The organism is Paenibacillus sp. FSL R10-2734 (assembly GCF_037963865.1).
Classification (GTDB): Bacteria; Bacillota; Bacilli; order Paenibacillales; family Paenibacillaceae; genus Paenibacillus_AQ.
This window is the reverse complement of the sequence record NZ_CP150170.1, coordinates 6,444,114-6,468,238: the sequence shown is the minus strand read 5'-3', so window position 1 is coordinate 6,468,238 and position 24,125 is coordinate 6,444,114. Positions and strand designations below refer to the sequence as shown.

Here is a 24,125-nt window from a genome sequence, read left to right as displayed (position 1 = left end):
TAGAATAAGTTATACGGATATAATTAATTGGAGGTTAAAATATGATTTCAACTATCGAAGAAGTAATTAAACGAATCACACCAGCTGATGAAGAGTCCATCCTTAAGGCGGAGCACCGCTTGAACATTCTAACCAAACCACCGGGCAGCTTGGGACAATTGGAGACCCTGGCCGTTAAGCTCGCCGGAATTTCGGGTACGGAGCAGCCAAGTTTCACCAAACGAACGGTTGTTGTGATGGCTGCCGATCACGGTGTATGCTGCGAGGGAGTTAGCGCATTTCCACAGGAAGTCACAATCCAGATGGCCTATAATTTTCTCAGCGGAGGAGCGGCTGTGAATGTTCTGGCACGCCAAGCTGGGGCAGAGGTGCAGTGTGTAGATATCGGCATTAACGGCGATCTTAGTCATGAGGATCTGATTGATCGTAAAGTGCGCCGGGGAACGGATAATATGGCTGTGGGACCTGCGATGAGTCGTGAGGAAGCGATGAGTGCCGTGCTTGTAGGTATAAAAGTTGCACAAGAAGCGATCGAGAATGGGACGGAGATTTTTATTACAGGTGAAATGGGCATAGGAAATACAACGGCTAGTGCAGCTATTTTGTGTGCTCTAAAAGGAATATCACCTGAAGTAGCAGTTGGACGTGGAACGGGAATTGATGATGAACGTTTACTACATAAAATTGCAGTTGTGGAACGCGCATTAAAGGTGAATCAGCCGAATCCGGCAGATCCGCTGGATGTATTGTCCAAAGTTGGGGGACTGGAAATCGCTGGTTTGGCCGGTCTGATTCTTGGTGCAGCCGCTGCCGGGATACCTGTCATCTTGGATGGTTTTATTTCGGGTGCGGCAGCTCTTGTGGCAAAGGCGCTTGCGCCAGAATCCATTGCCTATATGATCGGCTCCCATGTATCAGGAGAACAGGGACATAAGCTGATGCTGGAGCAGCTTGGGCTTGAACCGTTGTTTAACCTTGGTCTTCGTTTGGGTGAAGGAACTGGGGGCGTATTATCCCTTCATTTAATTGAGGCGATATGCCGTATTTTGAGCGAAATGGCCACCTTTGAAAGTGCAGGCATTTCTGGAGCTGGGAAACAATGAGTATTCTTGTAACGGGAGGCGCACGTAGCGGGAAAAGTGGTTTTGCAGAAAAACTGATGTCGTCACTGACAGATCAGGCCTTCTATGTAGCAACCGGACAAGCGTTTGATGATGAAATGAAGGAACGGATTGCACTGCATCAGCAGCAGCGTTCGGAAAGCGGATATGCTTGGGAGACGCTTGAAGAACCCTATGATTTGCCAGATCTACTGAAGCGTTTGTCTGGTGAAAAGGCAGTCCTCGTAGATTGCCTAACGTTGTGGTTATCTAATGTACTGCTAGCAATGGAAACATTTACGGATAGGCAAGAGTTGATTGAGAGCGAGATTACAAGACTTGAAGACAGTGTGCGTTCCTTTCAAGGGAACCTCATTCTGGTCACTAATGAGGTGGGGGACGGTATCGTTCCAGAGTATGCGCTTGGCCGATTGTACCGTGATTTGGCAGGACGCATGAACGCGATGCTTGCTCGGCAATGCGAACAGGTTTTTCTAGTGACTGCTGGCATTCCAATTGAACTCAAGAGCAGGGAGTATCGTCTATGAGGGAGCGCAGGGATGCTGCCGCTGCTGCCTTTCAGTTTTTGTCGCGGTTTCCTGTAAAGAGTGATCCGGGATTTTCTCCTGAGCTGCTGCGCAGAAGTGTGATGTTCTATCCCGTGGTAGGTGCAGCTATCGGACTGTGCGTAGCTGCTGGAGCAGCTTTGACGGGGTTGGTTTTACCAGCTTGGCCAGCAGCTATTATTACCCTCATTCTATGGGTAGGACTCACTGGAGGGCTGCATCTTGATGGCTGGATGGACAGCGCGGATGGTCTGCTAAGCTACCGACCACGGGAGCGAATACTAGAGATTATGAAGGACAGCCGCGTGGGTGCGATGGGCGTACTCGCCTGCGTACTGCTCCTGCTGTTAAAGGCTTCTTTAGTGGCAGCATTAATCGAAGGCTACGCCTACTACGAGCTGCCACTGCTCTTGCTACCAGCGATCTGGAGCCGCTGGTATATGGTGCGGGCAATGGTGCGTTATCCTATTGCCCGCGGGAACGAGGGGCTGGCCGCGAGCTTCGCCGGCCTCGCTCCCTCGCATGAGCGGCGCGCGCTGGCGATAGCCGCGCTGCTCTCGCTAGCCGCAGCCGCTGCGCCTCTGGCGCTCGGCGCTGGCTTAGGTGCGTGGCCGGTGCATCTGGCGGCAGCGCTACTGCTGCCGGCTGCAGCCTTGGCCAGCGGCACCGTGGCTGCGCGGCGGATCAACAGCCGGCTCGGCGGGCTCACCGGCGATGTGTACGGCGCGCTGAACGAGCTGCTGGAGGTTCTGCTGTTGCTAGTGTTAGTGCTGCTCCAGCACAATTTAATGTGAGCTCCACGGGTGAACCTTAGGTAATTCCACGGATGAACCTTAGGTAATATGCTGTAGGTATCTCCACGGGAGAACCTTGAGTAGATAGCTGTAGGTATCTCCACGGGAGAACCTTGAGTAGATAGCTGTAGGTATCTCCACGGGAGAACCTTGAGTAGATAGCTGTAGGTATCTCCACGGGTGAGCCTTGAGTAGATAGCTGTAGGTATCTCCACTGGAGAACCTTGAGTAGATAGCTGTAGGTATCTCCACTGGAGAACCTTGAGTAGATAGCTGTAGATATCTCCACGGGTGAACCTTAAGTAAATTGCTGTAGGTATCTCCACGGGTGAACCTTAGGTGAATTGTTGTAGGTAGCTCCACGGGTGAGCCTTAGGTAATGTGCTGAAGGTGGCTCCACGGGTGAACCTTAAGTAATTTGCTGAAGGTATCTCCACGGGTGAACCTTAAGTAATGTGCTGTAGGTAGCTCCACGGATGAACCTTAGGTAATGTGCTGTAGATAGCTCCACGGGTGAACCTTGAGTACAATTTGTTATGATTAACCTTTGCGTTTTTATGTGATAGATAGGAATGAGGGATGACATGGTTGCTGCCATTCTGCTATTTGTAATTGCTGGCCTCGCTGAGATTGGAGGCGGATATTTAGTATGGTTATGGCTGAGAGAATCACGCCCTCTCTGGTATGGTTTGGTGGGGTCCTTGATTCTCATCGGGTACGGCATTATCCCTACATTGCAGAAGTTTCCGTCCTTCGGAAGAGTGTATGCAGCCTACGGCGGAGTGTTTGTCGTCCTCGCTGTGTTATGGGGATGGCTTGTAGACAAGAAGACACCTGACGTATATGACTGGGTCGGTGCTGTTATTTGTGTGATCGGCGTATCGGTAATTCTATGGGCGCCGAGACACTAAGTCTAGTCTATCGAGGTATCCTAAGCAGCTATGAATAGTGAGTCGTTTAGGGGCGCGAGGACCACTTGGGTTTGTATATTGAATTACTAAGTTTTCTCTAGAGTGGACTAGTGGCGGACTCAGGAGACCTTATTTGCGATAATAAGGGCATTTTGGAACGGTTTCGGACTCCAGAGTCGCTATTTGTACAAAATAGGCTTGATTTGGGCTGAATATCAGGCAATAGCGTCTCTCAGGTCCGTAAAAGCTCCAAAATGGCAGTTTTTCCTGTAATAACGTCATCTGAGTCCGAAGCTGCAAAAAAAGCGCGGGCACTAGCGAGAGAACCGAGCAAGAGAGCACCGAAGAGCGGACTAAGCGAGAGAACCGAGCAAGAGAGCACCGAAGAGCGGACTCTAAGCGAGAGAACCGAGCAAGAGAGCACCGAAGAGCGGACTCTAAGCGAGAGAATCGAGCAAGAGAGCACCGAAGAGCGGACTCTAAGCGAGAGATCCGAGCAAGAGAGCACCGAAGAACGGACACTAAGCGAGAGAACCGATCAAGAGAGCACCGAAGCGCTGGCACTAGCGAGAAAACCGAGCAAGAGAGCACCGAAGAGCGGACACTAAGCGAGATCCGCGCAAGAGAGCAACCTGGCGCAGACTGTACCGCAGTTATACTAAGGCACAATACAGTGCCTAAACCAAACAACCCGTTCAACACTTTCGTGTGAACGGGTTGTTTTTGATTAAGCCTAACGATTAGATCTTAAATTGTTGCACAGCTTCCTGAAGCTTCTTAGCCTGCTCATAAAGATGTTGCACGGTTACTGCATGCCCTTCAAGTTCTATACGCTGGCGCTCCGAGTTCTCAGATAGTGTGTCCGCACTTTCTTGGGATCTTGAAGTGATTTGTGCGGTTTCCTCAACGGAAGCGCTGACCTCTTCTGTACTAGCTGAGATTTGCTGCGTAGCCGCAGATACAGATTGAATATTCTGATTGATGCTCTGGATAAGAATCAGAAGGTGATTGAAGGCATCGCCCGCTTCTGCCACCTTGCCTACCCCGGAGGCTACCTCGGAATTCACATGGTTCATCTCAGTAACGGAGCGATTCATATCTTCCTGAAGTCCGAGTAGGAAATCACGAATCTGCTCATTTGCATTACGGGATTGTTCGGATAGCTTGCGTACTTCTCCGGCCACAACAGCAAAGCCTCGTCCATGCTCTCCTGCGCGTGCTGCTTCGATCGAAGCATTCAGCGACAGCATTTGGATTTGTTTCGTAATTTCAGTAATACTATGAACGACCTCTCCGATCATTACTGAACGCTCATTCATAATTTGTAATTGCTCCAGCGACTGCAGGGAGGCACGCTCAACCTGGCGCATTTGCAGAACGGCACTTTGAGCAATCTCATTACCGCCACTCGCCTCAGCGGAAGCTTCACTGATCTGCTCTGTGACTTCATTTGCTGAAGAGGCAATATGCTGAATGCCTAGATTGATCTCTTCCATAGCTTTCGAGTTATCTAGAGCGCTGCTGGCAATGGTCGTACTACCCTTGCCGATTTCTACAACAGATGAACTTGAGTGGTCTGCCATTTCATTTAGGACCTCTACACGATCTCTTAAGGAATTGGAATCGGTGACCACAGTGTTTGAGGTTACGAGTACATGTCCGATCATTTCTTTTAGGCGTAGGGTCATCGCTTGGAAACTTCTGGACAGCTGGGCTACCTCATCACTGCCTTTAACCGTTAATTCCTCTGTGAAATCTCCCTCTGCGAGACGAGCACTATAAGCTGCAAGATTTGAGATTGGTCGTGTAATACGCAAACTCATAAACCAAGCACTAGCTAGGCCTATGATCAGCGTTAGTAGTGTAATTCCAGCACTGGTCCACAGAATGCTGTCTTGTTTTTCATGAATAAAGCTTACATCACTGCTTACACCGATAACCATCGTACTTCCGGGAATTCCGATATAAGCTGACTTATGTATGCCATGTGCGTCCTTATATGTATCGCTTAGTCCGCTTTTTCCTTTAGCGGCTTGCTGCATTGCAGAGGATACCGTAACAATTTCTTTCCGTTTTAATTTTGCATCATGATCTACGGTTAGAACTTCAGCTTCCTTGCCCTTTAGATTGAGTAGAAAAATAGTCTCAACCCCGTGCTGTCCCTTCTTATCCTGAAAATAGAATTCAAGATTGGTGGCTGCTTGTTCGTTATTTTTTAGCGCTTGCTGAGCATGCATTGTGTTAATGTTCTTAAATACGTCCTGAGAAGCTGCGGTTAAGATTTGATTGATTTGTGGCATAACATAGCTGTTAAAAATATTGGTGGAAATAAAATAGAAGCTAATACTTAACATAAGAGAAGTGAGCAATAGAACTACAAACAATAAACGCGTGAATCTGCGACTGATTGACTGCTTGAAACGAAATATGTTGTTCTCCCCCTTTTTATGGACCGCGAGGCCCATTTCTTTTATATCCCTACCGATTGCTAGCGACTGACAACCCGCAATATATTCCATAGTTATGTAATATATCAACTAAATGGATCGGGAATGAAGTGTTTGATACTATTCTATAGAATTAACCTCTGGATGAATAGTGAAAATTTTAGGTTATAGAACATATTTTTCTGAAAAGAATGAATTATTACTGACACTTTTATTTTTAGTTAATAAAAATGGGCATAAATACCCATTTCATAAATTGTTTATTTTTATGGATTGTTTGGTAACAGTGTGATAGAGTATTAATGTTTTGTGCCTAACATAATGTAAGCCGCGGTTCGTAACCATCCCGCGTAAACAAAACTAGGAGGAGTTTAAGTAATATGTTTAATTTGTTGTGGGGAGTTTTATTTGTTATTGTCAATTTTGCCTTTTTTCTACTCTGTTACCGCCTGTTTGGCAAAAGTGGAATGTATGCCTGGGTAGGTATCGCTACTGTAATTGCTAACATTCAGGTAGCTAAGACGATTGCTATGCCATTTGATATTGTGATGACACTCGGAAATACGATGTATGTCACTTTATATATGACCAGCGATTTGCTTAATGAAAAGTACGGAAGGGCAGAAGCTCGTAAAGCGGTCTGGTTTGGTTTCTTCACCTTGCTTATGACGACAGTCATTATGCAGATGGTATTAATATTTACGCCGCAAGAGACCGATATCGCTCAGTCGTCTTTGAAGACCATCTTTGGCCTGATGCCTCGACTAGCTTTAGGTAGTCTTACTGCTTACTTCATCAGTCAGTTCCTTGATGTTCGGTTGTACTCGTGGATTCGCAAATATTACAGCACCTCACGTCAGCTGTGGATTCGTTCCAACGGCAGTACGATGGTTAGCTCCTTTGTGGATACGCTAATCTTCTGTACCATTGCATTTGCTGGTTTGTATGACTGGAGTGTATGGCTTGAAATTTTGCTTACAACGTATTTTGCTAAATTCTTGCTAACCGCATTGGGTACACCGATCTTGTATATCGCCCGTACCTTTACCTTTGCTGAAGATGAGAAACCATCATTTGTTCAAAAAAATGAATAAATAACTATGCAGCCAGCGCGTACCGATCACCATCGATACGCGCTGTTTGATTTTTACAGTTGTAAGATGGGCTTATTAGATCCATGGAATGGTGTACATAAAATTATTATAAAGCTAAAATAAGCTATCGTATAAATTTCCATTAGGTTTTGTGTTTGTTAGTCACAGAAATTACGAACAGGTGTGGTGAAGGATGAATCTAGTAGTGCCTATACTGCGTCATGCAGCACAGCAGCCCGATAGCATTGCCTTATCCCATGGCCAAGCGACTCATACCTATTCAACCTTGGTACAAACGATGCGGAGAATCGCATATGGACTACAGCTAAAGGGACTGAAGCATGACAAAATCGCCATTTTATCCACGAATCGTATTGAATTTGTAGAGGTTTTCTTAGGGGCAATTTATGCTGGCTGTGTTCCCATTCCCTTAGATTCCAAGTGGAGCGCAAATGAATTGCAGGTTATTATAGAGCAGTGCCAGCCGGCAATGATTTTTGCGGAGCCTGAGTCTGCAAGGAATTTGGTCTTCAAGGACCAAGTTATTCCAACACTGACTTTTTCAAATGAACGAACAGGCTCCTATGATCACTGGCTGAATGCACTAGAGCCTGAGGCTGAATTGGATGAAACGAATGAATTATTATTTATCGGCTTTACTTCAGGCACAACCGGGTTACCTAAAGGATATATGCGTACCCATTTATCATGGTTAAACAGCTTTGAGGTATCGAATGCTGCCTTTGAATTGGACCCTATGAAGGATGTTTTAGCACCAGGTCCGTTTGTGCACTCCCTATCCTTATTCGCGGTGATGCAGAGTCTATATTGTGGAGCAACCTTTCATATCACGCAAAAATTTAGTGCCACGCAGGTGCTAGAACTGTGCAAGCAGCTTCCGGGTGTGGTGCTGTTCGTCGTACCGACAATGCTAGAATCGATGATGCAGCAGGCTGTTCCTGGGCAGACGCAGATCGATGCGATTATTAGTTCAGGGGCAAAGTGGTCGGAGTTGTCCAAGAAAAGGGGTAAGGAAGTGTTCGGTGGAGCGCGGCTCTATGAATCCTACGGTTCTTCGGAAGCAAGCTATATTAGCTATTTGGATGTTCTAGCGGAGCATAATCCGAATTCTGTAGGGAAGCCCTATCCCGGTGTGCAAATTTCCATTCGTGATGAACAGTTCCGAGAAGTCCCTACGGGGGAGATTGGGCAGTTATATGTGCGCAGTGATATGATATTTCTAGGCTACCATCAGTTGCCGAATGAGACTGCAGCAGCTTTTCGAGATGGATGGCTGATCCTTGAAGATTATGTTTATCAGGATGAAGCTGGCTATTTATATTTGGCGGGTCGCTTGAAAAATAGAATCATATCCGGTGGGCTGAACGTTTATCCAGAGGAAATCGAGAGAGTGCTGGAGCATCTTCCGGAAATACAAGAAGTAATGTTGCTTGGCGTCCCTGACGATTACTGGGGAGAACAGTTGGCAGTCCTCGTGAAATGGAACGGAGAAAAGCACCTATCTATAGAAGAAATAAAGAATTATTGTCGCCAGTATTTAGCAAGCTACAAAGCGCCGAAGCAGCTAATTACAATAGATGAGTTTGTCTATACAAGCAGCGGAAAAATTGCCCGGCAAGCGATGAAAGACTATGTGAAGAGAGCGATGTTATGATAGAAACAGTAATTGTCATGGCAAAACGTACACCGATTGGCAGGATGGGCGGCTTACTAAGTACATTTGAGCCGGAAGCATTACTGGCGCCGCTTATTCAGCATATTGTGGCTGAAACGAACTTGCCAAAAGAGATGATCGATGATGTCATTATTGGGAATGTTGTGGGTCCGGGTGGAAATATTGCACGGGTAGCTGCGCTTGAAGCGGGGCTGCCTGTCTCGGTTCCGGGAGTCACGGTCGATCGGCAATGTGGCTCTGGACTAGAGGCGATCAATATAGCAGCACGACTTATTCAAAGCGGCGCCGGTGAGATTTATTTAGCGGGCGGCGTCGAAAGCACGAGCCGTGCTCCATGGAAAATGGCTAAGCCACAGACCTTGATGGGGGTTCCGCAGCTGTATACCCGTGCACATTTTACGCCTAGCTCTTACGGTGATCCGGATATGGGGATTGCTGCAGAGAATGTAGCTCGAAAATATGGGATTTCCCGTGAAGAACAGGATCAATATGCTTTAAAAAGCCATCAGAAGGCTGTTCATGCTCAGCAAAGTGGCCGGTTTCAGCAGGAGATTGTACCTCTTCTGGTTGAGGGGGAGTGGATGCATGCCGACGAATGTCCAAGAGCCAATACAAGTCTGGACAAGCTACGAAAGCTGCCGCCAATTTTTGAAGAAAAAGGTACTGTCACCGCTGGAAATGCCTGTCCTCTTAATGATGGTGCGGCGCTTCTACTAATGATGTCCCGTGAGAAATGCAGGCAACTCAAGCTTAAGCCTATTCTGCGTGTCGTAGATGCGCAAGCGGCAGGTGTAGATCCGAACTATTTAGGCATAGGTCCTGTTCCAGCTGTGCAAAAGGTGTTACAACGTCAACTGCTGACAGTGGCCGAGATAGATATAGTAGAGTTTAATGAAGCATTTTCCTCCCAAGTATTGGCTTCACTGAACGAGCTTCAGCTCCCACAGGAAAAGGTCAATCTTGGAGGAGGAGCATTAGCTATCGGTCATCCATATGGGGCGTCCGGAGCTATTTTGATGACTCGCTTATGTGCTGAAATGCAGCATACTCCTTATAAAAGGGGGCTTGCCACTTTGGGCATCGGCGGTGGGATGGGGCTGGCAACGCTCGTGGAGGCTACAGAATGAACAGTGTCCGACATCAGATTCTTATAACTGCTGAGTGGATATCGGACTATGCACAGAGTATTGAAGCACCCGTGCAGAAGATGAATGGTAATCTGATTGCGCCTTCTACGATGCCTATTATTTTTTGGCAGGTCTTCGATATTCCCTGGCTTAGCAAGGGAGAGTTCTTGCTTCACGGTACTCAGAAATTCACATATCAAGCTCCGATTACGGCAGGGATGACGCTGGATTGTGAATTAGCGTTAACGAGCAAGGTGCAAAAAGAAGGCAGACAGGGTACACTGACTTTTTACACACATACGCTTGTTTGTAGTTGTGAGGGCGAGCTTATAGTTACCGCAGAAACGGTGTTAATTCGGGTAGGTGATAATCATGATAAAAAAGTGCATAACAGCTGAAGCTATCCGGCAATATGCAGCAGCTTCCCAAGATCTGGCGGCTATTCATCTAGATGAGGCTGCTGCAGCCAAGACTGGATTCAAGCGACCCATTGCGCATGGAATGTATCTTATGGGATTAACCCAATCCTTATATATCGCTGAGCACCCTACACAGTGGATCACTGAGTATGAGATGAAATTTCATAAGCCTATAGAGGTCGATAATGACGTGATTTTTGATTTTGCGGATGATAATGCTCGTGTGAAAGTGACTCTTACAACAGATGCTGGCGATCTAATTGCTGCGGGAGCTTTTTCAGTGAAAGAGGTGTAGTGATGAACAAAGTAGCCTTAATTACTGGAGCAACAAGAGGGATCGGGCGCAGTATCGCCGTGCAGCTTGGCAAATCCGGTTATATAGTGATTGTAAATGGCACGAAGCAGGTGTTGATCGATGAGGTTGTGCGCGAGATTCATCAGGCAGGTGGTGAGGCGTTAGGGTACTCAGCTAATGTAGCAGATCCAGTTGCGGTCACTGCTATGGTAGATGAAGTTATTACGCAATACGGCCGTATTGAGGTGTTGATAGCTAACGCTGGCAATTTACAAGATCAGAAATGTCTGCGTATGACGGACGAAGAGTGGAAGGCTGTTCTGGATGTGCATCTAAATGGTACTTACTACAGCATTCAACGCGTACTGCCGCATATGCGGCAGACAGGCGGTGATATTCTGTTGATGACCTCTACAGCTGGATTGACAGGCTCCGTGGGTCAGGTGAATTATAGTGCAGCCAAAGCTGGAATACTCGGAATGATGTGGACGCTCGCAGCCGAGCTGAAGCATGATCAAATTAGGGTCAATGCGATTTCACCAGCGGCCTTAACGGATATGACCAGACCTGTCATTGAGCATTTGAAGGAAAAGCATGCGAGTCGTAATGAACCGTTCCCAGAGTTCTGGCGAATAGGCGCTCCGGAGGATATAGCTTCCTTCGTGGCTGCATTGTTGAGGGAGTCCGACGCGGATTTAACCGGTGAAATCTTTGCCGTGAATGGATCAAAAGTGACGAAATGGGAGAAGCCTGCGCCTGTATTTTCTGAGAACAGCATTGAGGTATTTTTTGCTACTTGGCACCGTCAAAAGGGGAGTAAATAATGCTTACCTTCGATAAAGTTCATTATTATTATAAAAAGGGACAGCCTGTCCTAGAGAATATCAGCTTTACGATAGAGGCAGGGGAGTTTGTGGCGATTGTTGGCGCTAATGGCTCTGGCAAATCCACCATTGCAAAGCTAATGGACGGACTGCTGCTGCCGCGAAAAGGATCGATACAATTTAAGAGCTTGGACACGGTAAAGCCAGCTGATCTTGCAGAAATTCATCAGCAAATCGGCTTTGTTTTTCAGAATCCAGAGGATCAATTTATCACCACAACCGTTATGGATGAGGTGCTTTTTGGTTTGGAGAATATTCGTGTGCCGAGGGAGGAAATGCGCAGCCGATTGGATCATGCCTTGCAGGCCGTTCATATGGAGGATTATCTGGATGCAATGCCACATCAGCTATCTGGGGGGCAAAAGCAACGTGTCGCTATTGCAGCTATATTGGCGATGCGCCCGCAAGTCATTATTTTTGACGAAGCCACCTCTATGCTTGATCCTCAGGGAAGACAGCAGGTGCTTGCCATTATGCAAGAGCTGCACCGTCAAGGGCTGACCATTATTCATATCACCCACCATATGGAGGAAGTGCTTTCAGCAGAACGTCTATTACTCCTGCACCAAGGACGACTTGAGTTTGATGGTGATCCACTGACTTTTTTTGAAACCATGCCTGTTGCGGACTATCATTTACAGCTGCCCTTTGCCGTGCGTGTTCATGCATTGCTCCATTCAGATGCGCGGCCAACAGCCGATTGGAAGGGGGGAATCCGATCACAATGGTCTACCAATTAGAGCGTTTAAGTGTGAACTATGCCGCTCATGTGGCTTTGCACAATATAAACTGTACCATTTCTGCGGGCAAATGGATTTCGATTATCGGTCCAACGGGCGCAGGAAAGTCTACCTTTGTCAAAGTGCTGAAGGGCTTGATTCCCACCGTAAAAGGAGACTATTGGATTGATCAGCAGCCTGCCAGTAGAGATGCCAAAGGGCAATTAAAGGTCGTCCCTGAGCTGGGCTTCGTATTTCAATATCCGGAGCATCAGCTATTCGAAACCACGGTATATAAGGAGCTTGCCTTTGCGTTAAATCAGCAGGGTACTTCACGCCAGAAAATTACGGAGGCGATTGAAAAGATTTTGCCGCAAGTGGGTCTGCCAGAAGAGATTCTCCCGTTAAATCCCTTCCAATTAAGCGGTGGAGAAAAGCGCCGTGTGGCTCTTGCCTCCGTGCTGATGACGAATCCGAAGCTGCTAATTTTGGATGAACCGACAGCGGGACTTGATCCAGCTAGCCAAGTATCACTGCTGAAGCTGCTGAAGTCATGGCAACAACAAAACAATCACACTATCCTCTTCGTTTCGCACCAGATGGATGATGTGGCCGAATATTCGGATGAGGTTATGGTTTTTCACAAAGGCCAGTTAAAAGGGCATTATGACACCAGAACATTATTTCTGGAAAAGGAAAAATTATTGATGGAACTAGGCTTGTCCATACCTGAACCCGTACAGCTCTTGAAGCTAGTAGAGGAATTATCTGATCAGAGGATTGAAGTTGCTAGCTGCAAAGAGCAGGATATTTTTGATGCAGTTCTACCGATTTGGCGTTCAAGGGGGCAAGGGCATGGCTGATTCCGTATTAGTGGGTCAATATGTGGAGACGCATTCGATTTTTCATCGTTTAGATCCTCGTACAAAACTCGTTAGTATCGTGCTTCTCATGCTTAGCTTTTTGATGCTTGGAACCGGGCTTAGCTATGTTGTTGCAACTATTTTTGTATTCGGAGTCTTGCTGCTGTCGAAGGTTCCTATTCATTTCTTTTGGCGCGGGCTGCGGCCGATATTATTTGTTTTGCTGTTTACCTTTCTTTACAATGCCGTGTTCACCAAAGGAACGATCCTCTGGTCTTGGTCATTTATTGAGGTGACGGAAGAGGGACTGAGGAGTGGAGTGCGTTTTGTATGGCGTATAATATTGCTCATCTTATTAGCCTCAATATTAACGTTAACTACTAAACCGCTAGACTTAGCGTATGGTCTTGAAAAACTGCTTGCTCCTCTATCCAAATTGGGAGTACCCGTAGAACAGTTCTCCTTAATGATAGTGATTGCGATCCGTTTTATTCCTACCATCAAAGAGGAGCTTGATCGTATTCTTCTCGCACAAAAGGCTAGAGGTTATGATCTTACAGCATTATCGCTGATTAAACGGATATTTGCGTACATTCCGATCATTGTTCCTTTGCTCTTCACGACGATTCAACGTGCTGAACAGTTAAGCTATGCGATTGATGCGCGTGCCTATGGGAATGGCAAGGGAAGAACATCTTATAAGCGACTGCAATTTCAACAAATGGATTATCAGGTAGGGGGAGCTGCCCTTTTATTTGCTATGGTTCTGCTTTGGTTAAAGATAGGAAAGGTGTAGATGAAGATGAAATGGAACACCCGTATTACGGAGTTATTGCACATAGAGTATCCTATTATTCAAGGTGGACTTGCCTATTTAGGTTATGCAGACCTCGCGGCTGCGGTTTCAAATGCCGGTGGATTGGGCCAGGTCACAGCGATGAGTCTTCCGAGTGCAGAGGCTTTACGAGCAGAAATAGAACGGGTACGCACTTTGACGGACAAGTCGTTTGGTGTTAATTTTGCCATCGGCGTGCACGGTATTGGTTATGAAGATCGGGTGCAGGTCGCAATTGACGAGCACGTCCCAGTGGTGAGCCTCACTGGAGGGAATCCAGCCCCTATACTGGAAATGCTGCAGCCCACTGATATTGTTACGCTCGTGCTAGTCTCCTCACGCAGACAAGCCCAGAAAGCTGAACAACTAGGAGCTTCTGCGGTTATTGTAGTTGGGCAGGAGGGGGGAGGCCACTTGGGACGTGATGATGTTGGAACCATGGTACTCGTTCCTCAAGTAGTCGATGCTGTTAATATTCCGGTGATTGCTTCAGGAGGGATCGGGGATGGCCGCGGATGGATGGCTACTCATGCACTTGGAGCTGAGGGAATCGAGATGGGTACACGTTTCGTTGCTACTGAGGAATGTGTCCATGCGGCTGCTTCTTATAAAAAAGCCTTAGTAGAAAGCTCAGAGTCAGATACGGTCGTAATCAAACGCTCCATCGGGGCACCCGCCAGAGTATTGCGTAGTGAATACATTGATAAAATTCTCGAAATTGAGCGCGTGACACCGACCTATGAGGCCTTAAGAGAATACATCAGTGGTGCAGCCAACAAGCGCTGGATTTATGATGATGTCAAGGAAGAGGGGATCGGCTGGGCAGGCCAAGTGACAGGGATGATCCATGATATTCCTACAGTCTCGGAGCTATTCGGCAGGATGGTTAAAGAGGCAGAGTCGATTCGTGGAATATGGGGAACACAGGCATAGAAAAAAGGACGGCTAACTTCAATCGAGAGGTTAGCGGTCCTATTAATAATTCTTTTCTACAAATGAAGAATAGTCAGTTCTTTAGGGAAGCTTGTTAAGGTCTCTGCGCCTTCAGCTGTAATAATTAGATCATCTTCAATACGCACACCTGCTAGTCCAGGCACATAAATTCCTGGCTCAACGGTGAACACATTGCCGATCTCGATAATGTCATCATTCTGTCCATGCAGGGATGGATATTCATGGACATCCATACCGAGCCCGTGTCCGACACGGTGCAAGAAATATTCTCCGAATCCGGCTTCTTCAATCACATCACGTGCAGCTTTATCGACAGAACCGAAAGGAGCTCCAGGATTTGCAGCGGCGATCCCAGCTTCGTTGGCAGCCAGTACTGTGTTGTAAATAGTGACTAGCTTGTCGTCCACGGATTCAATAGCAAAGGTACGTGTAATATCAGATGCATAACCATCAGCATATACCCCGATATCAAACATCAGAAAGTCGCCTGGCTGAATGATCCGGTCACCTGGGACACCGTGAGGCAGGGCAGTTTTCGGACCAGAAAGCACCATAGTGTCGAAGGAAGGGCCGGAAGCGCCAACCTTTTTCATTAGATATTCTAGTTCCGCTACTATATCGTTTTCTGTAACGCCTGTCTTCACGTGGGTAAGAACGCGGCGCAAGGCTTCCTCAACTAGCTCAGCGGCATGTTTCATGCGCTTAACTTCATCTGGTGTTTTCTTAGCGCGCATGCTGCGTAGAATAGGACCGATATCACTAAACCGTTCAGCTGGAACGGCAGCGGTTAGATGCTCGAAACGTGCGACTGAGAAATGTTCCTTCTCTATGCCAAGAGTACCTAGCTTGCTGCTGCCGAAACAATCTTTTAGCAGGTTATATGGATTATCAGTGTCACTGTGGGTTAGGATTTTGGTGACCGAAGAAGCTGCTTGAGCTGCTTCCGCATCCAGTGCGGGTAGAATCAGCATAGGCTCTTCTCCACGTATTAACAGCAGACCCAGAAAACGTTCATGCGGATCGCTGGCAAATCCGGTTAAGTAGTAGACATGTTTGGGATCGGTTACGAGGAGGGCATCAAGACCTTCACCCGTCATTTGCTGCTCTAGGCTTGTCAGAGCATTATTCATAGTTGGTGTTCCCCTTTCAACTTCACGATTAGAACCGCAATATTCTTATTATATATCAAACATTGACTAGGTGCACATGACGAACTGCACCTATCATTATCATGGCATGCTTATTTATTTACCTATACAATTAAAACGTGACATGAAGCTTTTCTTGACCCTACTTGTTGGTGTAACATAATCTTAAAATATTCTTGTCGTAAGGTTGGGCTGAAGCATATTCGGGTACGGTTGTTGAGAGAGGAGTGATTCTTAGGATGAGGGGTAAAATTGCACTTATAACTGGCGCAAATTCCGGTATGGGGCTAGCCACCACAGTTGAACTGGCTCGTCAGGGTGCCACAGTAATTATGGTTTGCCGCAATCGCCAGCGGGGAGAAGAAGCGCTTGCTACCGCTAAACAGAAGAGCCACTCAGAGAATATCGAGCTCATGTTATGTGACTTAGCTTCACTTGAGAGTATTCGCAGCTTTGCTGAGGAATTCACTATAAAATATCCGATTCTTGACGCACTCATCAATAACGCTGGGGTAGTAACGATTAAGCGTCAGCTAACGAAGGAAGGCTTTGAGATGGATCTCGGTGTAAATCATCTGGGACATTTTCTACTTACGAATCTGTTACTTGAGCCTATAAAGGCTGCAGAGCAGGGCCGTATCGTTGTGGTTGCATCTGGTGCTTATAAAATAGGTGCGCTTCATTATGAAGATCCAACCCTCGCACGCCGCTTTAATCCAGCTAAAGCTTATGCTCGCTCCAAGCTAGCCAATATTTTGTTCACGAAGGAGCTGGCAGCACGGCTACAAGGGACAAGGGTGACGGTTAATTGTGTGCATCCTGGAGCAGTGGGCACGAATATTGGTGTCAACCGAGAGACGGGCTTCGGCAAGTCGGTGCTTAAGCTGCTCTCATACTTCTTCTTAACACCCGAACAAGGAGCCGATACGGCAATCTATTTAGCTACGGCACCTGAGCTTCGAGAAGTTACAGGACAGTATTATTATCGGCGAAAGAATAAGGAGCTGTCTGCAAGAGCGCAGAATAAAGTAGAGGCCGAACGGCTATGGCAATGGAGCCAGAAGCAGGTCGACCTGAGCTAATAAAGATATTTGGAGGAACCAAGGAATGAATTGGGAGAATAGCAGGATTGAAGATGCAACAGTCGCAGATATAGCGGCTATTGTGGATATTTATAACTCTACGATTGCTGGACGGACGGTAACTGCAGATTTGGAACCTATAACTGTTGCAGACAGAGAACAATGGTTCCATGAGCATAACAGCCATCATCGCCCTTTATGGGTACTTAGGCAGGGAGATGAGATTGCGGCATGGTTCAGCTTTCAGTCCTTCTATGGTCGTCCAGCGTATAATGCAACAGCAGAAATCAGTGTTTACGTGAGTGAGAAGTTCCGAGGTGGAGGGGCTGGCAGAATTCTTCTGACAGAGGCTATTGAGAAAGCCCCTAGTCTTGGTATTAAGAATTTAGTTGGCTTTGTGTTCGGACATAATGATCCAAGCCTCAGCTTGCTAGAAAAATTCGGTTTTAAGCAGTGGGGATTACTACCCGGTGTAGCCGAATTGGATGGCATAGAACGGGACTTGGTCATTGTAGGACGTAAAATATAACGAGCTTCCTAATCGATAAAACGCTTACAATTTGAGTGTTGATTCTACGTTATCGGAGTCGCAATCAATCCATATTTTTGACCAACGCTGCAAATCTTGGATGACCGTCTCTAAGGCAAGTCCTTTATCCGTTAAGGAATATTGGATTCGCACAGGTGTCTCAGGGAATACTTCTCGAAGAACAATCCCTTCCAGTTCCAGCTCCTTAAGTCGTTCGGAGAGCAATCTTCCGCTGATGGGCAATGCGGCTTCAATCACATTGAAACGTTGTGGTCCTTGGAGGAGCTGATAGATAATTAAACCTGTCCAACGCCTGCCGATAATATCCATACTTTTTTGTAGCTGGGGACATAGATCAGTGGACTTCATAGGGCTCACCTCTTAGTGAACATTATAAACGAAAAAACCAAGAATTTAAACAAATTCCAATTTAATTCATTATTAGAAGGGATGATTGACAATGGCTAAAAAAAAGAAGATGCCTACAACTCCGCGTCCTGCTGCGACCGATGGACCAGCTACGCTAAAAGACCTGCTGAGCAGTGATGTTCTAGGAAAGCTGAAGGCGCAGTCTGATGCGTTGAAAGCAGAAGAGAATGACCGTAAGGAGGCCGCTCGTAAAGCGGTTGAGGATCAGCGAAAGGCTGAGCAGAAGCGGCTTGATAATGATTTTGCACATCTGCTGGAGAACAGTAATCAGGATTGGCATAAATATAAATAACTGCTATAGCTAGCGAAAATAGATCAAGCAAAAAAGAGATGCCCACTAGGGTGTCTCTTTTTTGCTTGGAAATTGCTATGCTTTGCATACCACTCAATAATTTTAAATTTTAGTATACGAAAGGGTTGACCCTCCAAGTGGGCTTAGGTATAATCGACAATAGTGCGAATGAAAATCATTATCATATAGATTGTGATCACCGAATTCTCAAACTATCTTAAAGTATTAAACAGATAAGGAACAACTCATGAAACTAAAATATTTGTCCCTACTTCTAATCGTATTCTCATTTATATCTTTGTTTATAGGCGTAAAAGACATTTCACCTCTGGATCTTTTTTCGCTAACGGAATCTCAGATTCAGACCCTGCTAGTCAGTCGAATCCCACGCTTAGCAGCACTGATTATAGCTGGTATAAGCATGAGTATTGCCGGATTAATTATGCAGCAGCTATCGCGCAATAAATTCGTCTCACCGACTACGGCGGGCACGATGGATTCGGCGAAATTCGGTATTCTCGTATCTCTGATGCTGTTCACCGGGGCAACGCCGATGCAGAAGCTGCTCGTTGCTTTTGTCTTCGCATTGTTGGGAACCTTTATATTCATGAAAATCTTGGATCGGATCAAGTTCAAGGATAGTATTTTCATCCCATTAGTCGGACTCATGTTCGGGAACATTGTAGGCTCGATTACGACTTTTTTTGCTTACAAAAATGATTTGGTGCAGAATATCTCGTCTTGGATGCTTGGAGATTTCTCAACGATTATTAAAGGTCAATACGAATTAATCTATATCAGTATTCCACTTGTCATTCTCGCGTATGTTTTCGCCAATAAGTTCACTGTTGCCGGTATGGGGGAGGATTTCTCCGTCAATCTCGGTATGAACTACAAAGCGGTTGTGAACGTAGGATTGGTGATTGTAGCGTTAATCTCTTCTGTTGTTATTTTAACCGTAGGTACGATCCCATTCCTAGGTCTTGTTGTACCTAACATAGTAACGCTATACATAGGCGATAACCTCAAAAAAAATCTGGCGCATACTGCCATTCTCGGTGCGGTGTTCCTCCTGTTCTGTGATATTTTGGGCAGGCTCATTATATATCCGTACGAAATATCAATCAGTCTCACGGTAGGCGTCATCGGAAGTGGTCTGTTTATCTACTTGCTGATGAGAAGAAAGGCGAATTAGTGATGAAGACGAAACTAACTATATTATCCTTAAGCGCTGTTGCTCTCATCGTCTTGTTTATGACCTATCATGTTATGGGAAATTGGGATTATGTTCTACCCAGTCGGGGGAGAAAGCTGGCAGCCATTTTAATTACCGGAGCGGTGATAGCTGTCTCTACCGTAGTTTTTCAGAGCATTACGAACAATCGTATTTTGACACCTAGTATTCTGGGGTTAGACTCCTTGTACATGTTGATCCAGACGTTCGGTGTATATGCCCTAGGCTCATCGAATATGACGTTTATGAATAAAAATGTGAATTTCTTGTTCTCTGCTTGTATCATGGTTCTGTTCTCAGGTGTGCTGTATAAGCTAATGTTCCGCAGAGAGGGTCAAAACATATACTTCCTGCTTCTCGTAGGACTTATTATGGGGACAATGTTCCAGAGCGCGTCTTCTTTTATGGAAGTGCTCATTGATCCGAATGAATTCCTGATCCTGCAGGGCAAAATGTTCGCTAGCTTTAATAATGTCAGCAGTGATCTATTGATATTATCCACCGTTGTCCTAACGCTAACTACGCTGTATTTCATGCGATTTGTGAAGTATTTAGATGTTATTTCTTTAGGAAAAGATGAAGCAATCAACTTAGGGATCAATTATGACTATGTAGTCAAAAGGCTGCTAGTTATTGTATCTATCTACGTTTCGATATCAACAGCTTTGGTGGGGCCGATCACTTTCTTGGGTTTACTAGTAGCAAATGTGGGACACCAGCTGTTCCGTACGTATAAGCATGCCTATCTGATTCCCGGTACGATTTTGCTAAGCATTATTGCGCTTGTCGGGGGACAGTTTCTAGTAGAACGTGTTTTTGGATTCACTACTACGGTTAGTGTAATCATTAATTTTGCAGGTGGCGTTTACTTTGTTTATCTGCTGTTAAAGGAGAATAAGTCGTGGTAGAAGTTAAGCATGTAACCAAGCGTTATGGCGGAGTAACCGTCGTTGATGATGTTTCTTTATCCATTAAAAAGGGTGCAATTACCTCTTTTATTGGTCCTAACGGAGCAGGTAAAAGCACGTTGCTCTCCATGATCAGTAGACTTATCTCCAAAGACGCGGGAGAAGTACTGATCGAAGGGAAGGAAATTGGCAGCTGTAAAAGTAATGAACTTGCTCGTAAAATATCGGTACTAAAGCAGTCCAATCATATCAGTGTACGTCTCACCGTGAAGGAATTGGTATCCTTCGGAAGGTTCCCATACTCACAAGGGAAGCTCACATCTGAGGATCGAGCGTTCGTTGACGAAGCGATTGCTTACATGGATCTCCAGGAGATGCAGGATAAATATATTGATCAGCTTAGCGGTGGACAACGTCAGAGAGCGTATATTGCGATGGTTATGGCTCAGGATACGGAATATATTTTGCTCGATGAACCACTTAACAACCTGGATATGAAGCATTCTGTACAAATTATGAAGGTGTTACGCCGATTGGTAGAAGAGAAGGGGAAGACGATTGTACTCGTTATTCATGATATTAATTTTGCTTCTTGTTACTCTGACTACATCGTAGCGCTCAAGAATGGAAGGGTAGCTTCATCGGGTACAGTGGATGAAATTATTGATACGGCTGTGCTTAGGGATGTATATGACATGGATATCCCTATAGAAACAATAGGTGGTCGAAAAATTGGTGTCTATTTTTAAACAAGACGCCACTTACATTCGGAAATTATTATGACGTAACGCATGAAGTGAAAGGCGCCAGCTTCCTGACGTATACGCGAATAATTCAAATAGCATGACTATAAATTTTAGGGGTGAACATTTTGAAGAAGAACTTATCTTTACTAATCATGACAGTGTTTCTTGCCGTAATCTTGGCGGCCTGTGGCTCCAATAATGCAGCAACTTCAAATAATAGTACAGCAGCAGCAGGCAATACTGAAGCTACTACTGCACCGACTACAGAATCTAAAGAGCTTACTATTAAACATGATCTTGGAGAAATTACGATTAAGAGCAACCCTCAGAAAGTGGTTGTATTTGACTTCGGTACACTCGATACATTGGATAAACTGGGCGTAGAGGTTACTGGATTGCCTCAAAGTAATGTACCCTCTTATCTCTCTAAATATAGCGATGCCAAATATGAGAATGTCGGTGGTTTGAAAGAGCCTGACTTCGAAAAAATAAATAGTCTTTCTCCGGATCTGATCATCATTTCCGGCAGACAGCAAGATTCTTATGAAGAATTCAGCAAAATTGCTCCTACACTGTACGTTGCTGTAGATAATGCGAATTACATGGAGTCCTTCACGAAAAATGTGAAGACATTGGGACAAATTTTTGGTAAAGAAGCTGAAGTAGAGACCGAACTTACTGCTATTAATGATTCTATTAAAGCTTTGAATGAGAAAGCTACAGCTGATGGCAAAAAATCGCTTATTATTCTTGCCAATGAAGGAAAAATCAGTGCGTATGGTGCTGGTTCCCGTTTCGGTATTATCCATGATGTATTCGGATTTGCACAAGCGGATGATAAAATCGAAGTATCCACTCACGGTCAAAGCGTATCTTACGAATATGTAGCCGACAAGAACCCGGATTATTTGTTCGTAGTAGATAGAGATGCGGCTGTGAAGAGTGATGGCAGCAAATCTGGCTCAGCGAAGGATGCGGTTGAGAACGATCTCGTGAAGAACACAAATGCTTTCAAAAACGGTAAAATCATTTACCTAGATCCTAACTATTGGTACTTGTCCGGTGGCGGTTTGGTATCGGTTAGTGAAATGGTCAAGGAAGTTGAAGTTGTTCTGGCAGCACAATAATTCTAGAACATATGATTGCCGGGTGAATATCCGGTTAGAGAAAGCCTGTTGGCAGGAGTTTAACTCCTTGCCGGCGGGCTTTTCTTCATTTTCTTCAATACAATTACTGGTATAGTCATACTAGATGCTAAATTTAACTGTAACTTTTTATGCTAGCATACGTGGTTAGTTTAAGGGGGGAGTGCATGAAGCGAAATTCACTGGATGAAATATATCAGATGTATGTGATGGATATTTACCGCTATTTGCGCTCCCTTTGTGGTGATCATCACGCGGCGGAAGACTTGATGCAGGAGACCTTTTACCGTGCTTATTTATATTTGGAGGACTGTAAAGACGAGAAGATTAAACCTTGGCTGTTCCGTGTCGCCTACAATGCCTTCGTAGATTATAAGCGGAAGGAAGGGCGTAGCACAGTTCAGAGCGAGGAGTTTTTTATACAGCTCGCTCATCCAGATACCACGGAAAGCACGCTGCTTCGGCAGGAACGCTGGGAAGAGATGTGGGTTGCTGTAGGTGAGCTACCGGACAATCAGAGGCATGCTCTGCTACTTCATGATTTTCATGGACTCAGTTATCGGGAAGCTTCGGACATTATGAATGTGGGCTTGTCCCAATATAAGATATTGATCTTTCGGGCCAGACAGAAGCTGCGTGAAGCAGAACGGAGGGGAAATGAACATGAGTGAAGAGTTCAAGGAGAAATTAAGAAGATACGGAGAAGGCACGCTTGCTGATGAGGATAGGGATGAAGTGGAGCACGAGTTAGAGAAAATGGAGGCTTACCAAGCTTATCTGGATGAACTTATGGGTGAAGAAAAGCCGGCTTCAGTTGAGGAGAAGAATATAAAATTCGGAAAGAGTAAGCGAAACAGACCTGATAAAGAAAAAAAGATCATCCGCCGCGGTAAATGGAGAGCTCGGATATCGAATACTTTAACGGTAATCTCTGCGTGTTTGATGTTCTTGATTATCAGCAGTATCATCACCGCGATATTTTATGGCACTGGAGAAAGAGGAGAGACTTACAGTGATGTTGTTTCTTCCGCAATTGCAGTATCACAGCCGAATACGATTGTACATTTGAGTAGTGATGCCGGTCCTTTTTTTAGTATGAATCTGAAAAGTAAGATAATGAGGCAAGTGGGAGATGAACAAATTACTGTTGGAGATTATTCAATGAAGCTTCTATTTGGATGGGCTAGGCTCTACAACTATTCCTGGGCGGATGAAAGTAGAGGTGTTGGTTATTACTTTCTGTATCCACAGGGGAAGCAGTCTGCGGCAAACAGTATGGATGATAGCAGTGAGTGGGAGAGATTAGAGAAGCTCCCCGAAGGGACGGTAGCGGAAGCGTACTTATCTTTTGACCAATTGTTTACGACAGATGAGCTGTTGAAGAAGTTTGAACCTAAGAATCTTCAGCCTTTGTGGTTTGCGGCAGATACGGGTCCGCGGACACGAGATCCAGTAATAAATGATCCATTAGGATTTCCATATATGCCAATCTGGCATGCTGATGATATGAAGGTGACGCAGGAATCGAAGGAAAAGTGGGGTTGGTTTGGAAGTGTGACTAGTCGTTCGAGTATTTCTCCATCTGTTGAGTCATATGGGGATGGTGAACTGCGTAATGCGAACTTCCTCAAAACACTACACTTGATGCAGGAGTATAAATCTATCGCCAACAAAGTAATTCCATTTATTGATCTGGATGATTCTATAAGTTATCTGGAGAAGAATGGAGTTAAGCTATATGGAGCTGTCGTAACGGGTCCGGTTAAAGAACTACTTAAGCTGAAGGACGAGGAATGGGTCAGCAACATGCATGTGGGGGAAGTAAGACTATGGAGTTGGCGGGATCGAGAGAACTAGTAAGGGAGTGAAAGAAGTCACAGAACTTGCTTCTCGCTTAAGCAAATCGTA

The 24,125-nt window shown here is 45.5% G+C and carries 26 protein-coding genes and 1 riboswitch; of the genes, 23 read left to right on the top strand and 3 right to left on the bottom strand.

From position 1 onward, the window contains the following. Positions 1-41 precede the first annotated feature (41 nt). The 4 genes from cobT (at position 42) to NSS67_RS27970 (ending at position 3,371) form a co-directional block, all read left to right on the top strand. Positions 42-1,103 (top strand): nicotinate-nucleotide--dimethylbenzimidazole phosphoribosyltransferase, encoded by a 1,062-nt coding sequence (gene cobT / locus NSS67_RS27985; RefSeq protein ID WP_339317011.1) that lies wholly within the window; start codon positions 42-44, stop codon positions 1,101-1,103. Continuing rightward, positions 1,100-1,648 carry a bifunctional adenosylcobinamide kinase/adenosylcobinamide-phosphate guanylyltransferase gene (gene cobU, locus NSS67_RS27980; RefSeq protein ID WP_339317009.1) on the top strand — a complete coding sequence of 183 codons (549 nt, stop codon included), beginning with the start codon at positions 1,100-1,102 and terminating at the stop codon, positions 1,646-1,648. The genes cobT and cobU overlap by 4 nt, the downstream gene beginning before the upstream one ends. Further along, positions 1,645-2,460: an adenosylcobinamide-GDP ribazoletransferase gene (gene cobS, locus NSS67_RS27975; RefSeq protein ID WP_339317008.1), complete on the top strand. Its 816-nt coding sequence runs from the start codon at positions 1,645-1,647 to the stop codon at positions 2,458-2,460. The genes cobU and cobS overlap by 4 nt, the downstream gene beginning before the upstream one ends. A 584-nt stretch (positions 2,461-3,044) precedes the next feature. Continuing rightward, positions 3,045-3,371, top strand: a complete 327-nt coding sequence (locus NSS67_RS27970; protein ID WP_339317007.1) for a YnfA family protein — start codon at positions 3,045-3,047, stop codon at positions 3,369-3,371. A 740-nt stretch (positions 3,372-4,111) separates the two neighbouring features. Here the strand turns inward: NSS67_RS27970 and NSS67_RS27965 are convergent. Further along, entirely contained in the window at positions 4,112-5,890 is a 1,779-nt protein-coding gene (locus NSS67_RS27965; protein WP_339317006.1) for a methyl-accepting chemotaxis protein, read from the bottom strand. Between the two features lie 252 nt (positions 5,891-6,142). After that, positions 6,143-6,188: riboswitch (PreQ1 riboswitch) on the top strand. Positions 6,189-6,198: 10 nt separating this feature from the next. On the opposite strand from NSS67_RS27965, the gene NSS67_RS27960 reads away from it, so the two are divergent. From NSS67_RS27960 to NSS67_RS27915, 10 genes are all read left to right on the top strand, one after another. Further along, positions 6,199-6,912 carry a queuosine precursor transporter gene (locus tag NSS67_RS27960; RefSeq protein WP_339317005.1) on the top strand — a complete coding sequence of 238 codons (714 nt, stop codon included), beginning with the start codon at positions 6,199-6,201 and terminating at the stop codon, positions 6,910-6,912. 193 nt (positions 6,913-7,105) lie between these two features. Next, complete coding sequence (locus NSS67_RS27955) at positions 7,106-8,587, top strand: AMP-binding protein (RefSeq protein ID WP_339317004.1); 1,482 nt, start codon at positions 7,106-7,108, stop codon at positions 8,585-8,587. Next, positions 8,584-9,735, top strand: coding sequence for a thiolase family protein (locus NSS67_RS27950; RefSeq protein WP_339317002.1), 1,152 nt, complete (start codon positions 8,584-8,586; stop codon positions 9,733-9,735). Before NSS67_RS27955 ends, NSS67_RS27950 begins: the two co-directional genes overlap by 4 nt. Next, positions 9,732-10,133: a MaoC family dehydratase N-terminal domain-containing protein gene (locus tag NSS67_RS27945; RefSeq protein WP_339317001.1), complete on the top strand. Its 402-nt coding sequence runs from the start codon at positions 9,732-9,734 to the stop codon at positions 10,131-10,133. Before NSS67_RS27950 ends, NSS67_RS27945 begins: the two co-directional genes overlap by 4 nt. Further along, a complete protein-coding gene (locus NSS67_RS27940) occupies positions 10,108-10,449 on the top strand; it encodes a MaoC family dehydratase (protein ID WP_339317000.1) in 342 nt (113 codons plus the stop codon). Before NSS67_RS27945 ends, NSS67_RS27940 begins: the two co-directional genes overlap by 26 nt. Before the next feature lie 2 nt (positions 10,450-10,451). After that, positions 10,452-11,273, top strand: coding sequence for an SDR family NAD(P)-dependent oxidoreductase (locus NSS67_RS27935; protein ID WP_339316999.1), 822 nt, complete (start codon positions 10,452-10,454; stop codon positions 11,271-11,273). Then, positions 11,273-12,073, top strand: a complete 801-nt coding sequence (locus NSS67_RS27930; RefSeq protein WP_339316998.1) for an energy-coupling factor transporter ATPase — start codon at positions 11,273-11,275, stop codon at positions 12,071-12,073. The genes NSS67_RS27935 and NSS67_RS27930 overlap by 1 nt, the downstream gene beginning before the upstream one ends. After that, entirely contained in the window at positions 12,058-12,915 is an 858-nt protein-coding gene (locus tag NSS67_RS27925) for an ATP-binding cassette domain-containing protein (RefSeq protein ID WP_339316997.1), read from the top strand. The genes NSS67_RS27930 and NSS67_RS27925 overlap by 16 nt, the downstream gene beginning before the upstream one ends. Further along, positions 12,908-13,711, top strand: coding sequence for an energy-coupling factor transporter transmembrane component T (locus NSS67_RS27920; RefSeq protein ID WP_339316996.1), 804 nt, complete (start codon positions 12,908-12,910; stop codon positions 13,709-13,711). The genes NSS67_RS27925 and NSS67_RS27920 overlap by 8 nt, the downstream gene beginning before the upstream one ends. 6 nt (positions 13,712-13,717) lie before the next feature. Then, positions 13,718-14,683, top strand: coding sequence for a nitronate monooxygenase family protein (locus tag NSS67_RS27915; protein WP_339320722.1), 966 nt, complete (start codon positions 13,718-13,720; stop codon positions 14,681-14,683). 56 nt (positions 14,684-14,739) lie between these two features. Here NSS67_RS27915 and NSS67_RS27910 read toward each other — a convergent pair whose 3' ends face one another. Then, the gene (locus tag NSS67_RS27910) at positions 14,740-15,834 is read right to left on the bottom strand and encodes a Xaa-Pro peptidase family protein (protein WP_339316995.1); all 1,095 of its coding nucleotides are present in this window, start codon (positions 15,832-15,834) and stop codon (positions 14,740-14,742) included. A gap of 257 nt (positions 15,835-16,091) precedes the next feature. On the opposite strand from NSS67_RS27910, the gene NSS67_RS27905 reads away from it, so the two are divergent. Beyond that, positions 16,092-16,934: an SDR family oxidoreductase gene (locus tag NSS67_RS27905; RefSeq protein WP_339316994.1), complete on the top strand. Its 843-nt coding sequence runs from the start codon at positions 16,092-16,094 to the stop codon at positions 16,932-16,934. A gap of 25 nt (positions 16,935-16,959) precedes the next feature. Next, positions 16,960-17,463 (top strand): N-acetyltransferase family protein, encoded by a 504-nt coding sequence (locus tag NSS67_RS27900; protein WP_339316993.1) that lies wholly within the window; start codon positions 16,960-16,962, stop codon positions 17,461-17,463. Positions 17,464-17,487: 24 nt separating this feature from the next. On the opposite strand, the gene NSS67_RS27895 is transcribed toward NSS67_RS27900, so the two are convergent. After that, complete coding sequence (locus NSS67_RS27895; RefSeq protein WP_339316991.1) at positions 17,488-17,832, bottom strand: winged helix-turn-helix transcriptional regulator; 345 nt, start codon at positions 17,830-17,832, stop codon at positions 17,488-17,490. Between the two features lie 91 nt (positions 17,833-17,923). Here NSS67_RS27895 and NSS67_RS27890 point away from each other — a divergent pair, with 91 nt between their 5' ends. The 7 genes from NSS67_RS27890 to NSS67_RS27860 all read left to right on the top strand — a co-directional run bounded on the left by NSS67_RS27890 (position 17,924) and on the right by NSS67_RS27860 (position 24,074). Next, a complete protein-coding gene (locus NSS67_RS27890) occupies positions 17,924-18,184 on the top strand; it encodes a YqkE family protein (protein ID WP_339316990.1) in 261 nt (86 codons plus the stop codon). Between the two features lie 247 nt (positions 18,185-18,431). After that, complete coding sequence (locus NSS67_RS27885) at positions 18,432-19,379, top strand: ABC transporter permease (RefSeq protein WP_339316989.1); 948 nt, start codon at positions 18,432-18,434, stop codon at positions 19,377-19,379. A 2-nt stretch (positions 19,380-19,381) separates the two neighbouring features. After that, positions 19,382-20,326, top strand: a complete 945-nt coding sequence (locus tag NSS67_RS27880) for an iron chelate uptake ABC transporter family permease subunit (RefSeq protein WP_339316988.1) — start codon at positions 19,382-19,384, stop codon at positions 20,324-20,326. Then, complete coding sequence (locus NSS67_RS27875; RefSeq protein ID WP_339316987.1) at positions 20,320-21,075, top strand: ABC transporter ATP-binding protein; 756 nt, start codon at positions 20,320-20,322, stop codon at positions 21,073-21,075. Before NSS67_RS27880 ends, NSS67_RS27875 begins: the two co-directional genes overlap by 7 nt. A 122-nt stretch (positions 21,076-21,197) precedes the next feature. After that, positions 21,198-22,199: a siderophore ABC transporter substrate-binding protein gene (locus NSS67_RS27870; protein WP_339316986.1), complete on the top strand. Its 1,002-nt coding sequence runs from the start codon at positions 21,198-21,200 to the stop codon at positions 22,197-22,199. Positions 22,200-22,384: 185 nt separating this feature from the next. Beyond that, on the top strand, positions 22,385-22,888 hold the full coding sequence (locus NSS67_RS27865; protein ID WP_339316985.1) for a sigma-70 family RNA polymerase sigma factor: 504 nt from the start codon (positions 22,385-22,387) through the stop codon (positions 22,886-22,888). Then, a complete protein-coding gene (locus NSS67_RS27860) occupies positions 22,881-24,074 on the top strand; it encodes an anti-sigma factor (protein WP_339316984.1) in 1,194 nt (397 codons plus the stop codon). Before NSS67_RS27865 ends, NSS67_RS27860 begins: the two co-directional genes overlap by 8 nt. Positions 24,075-24,125 lie beyond the last annotated feature (51 nt).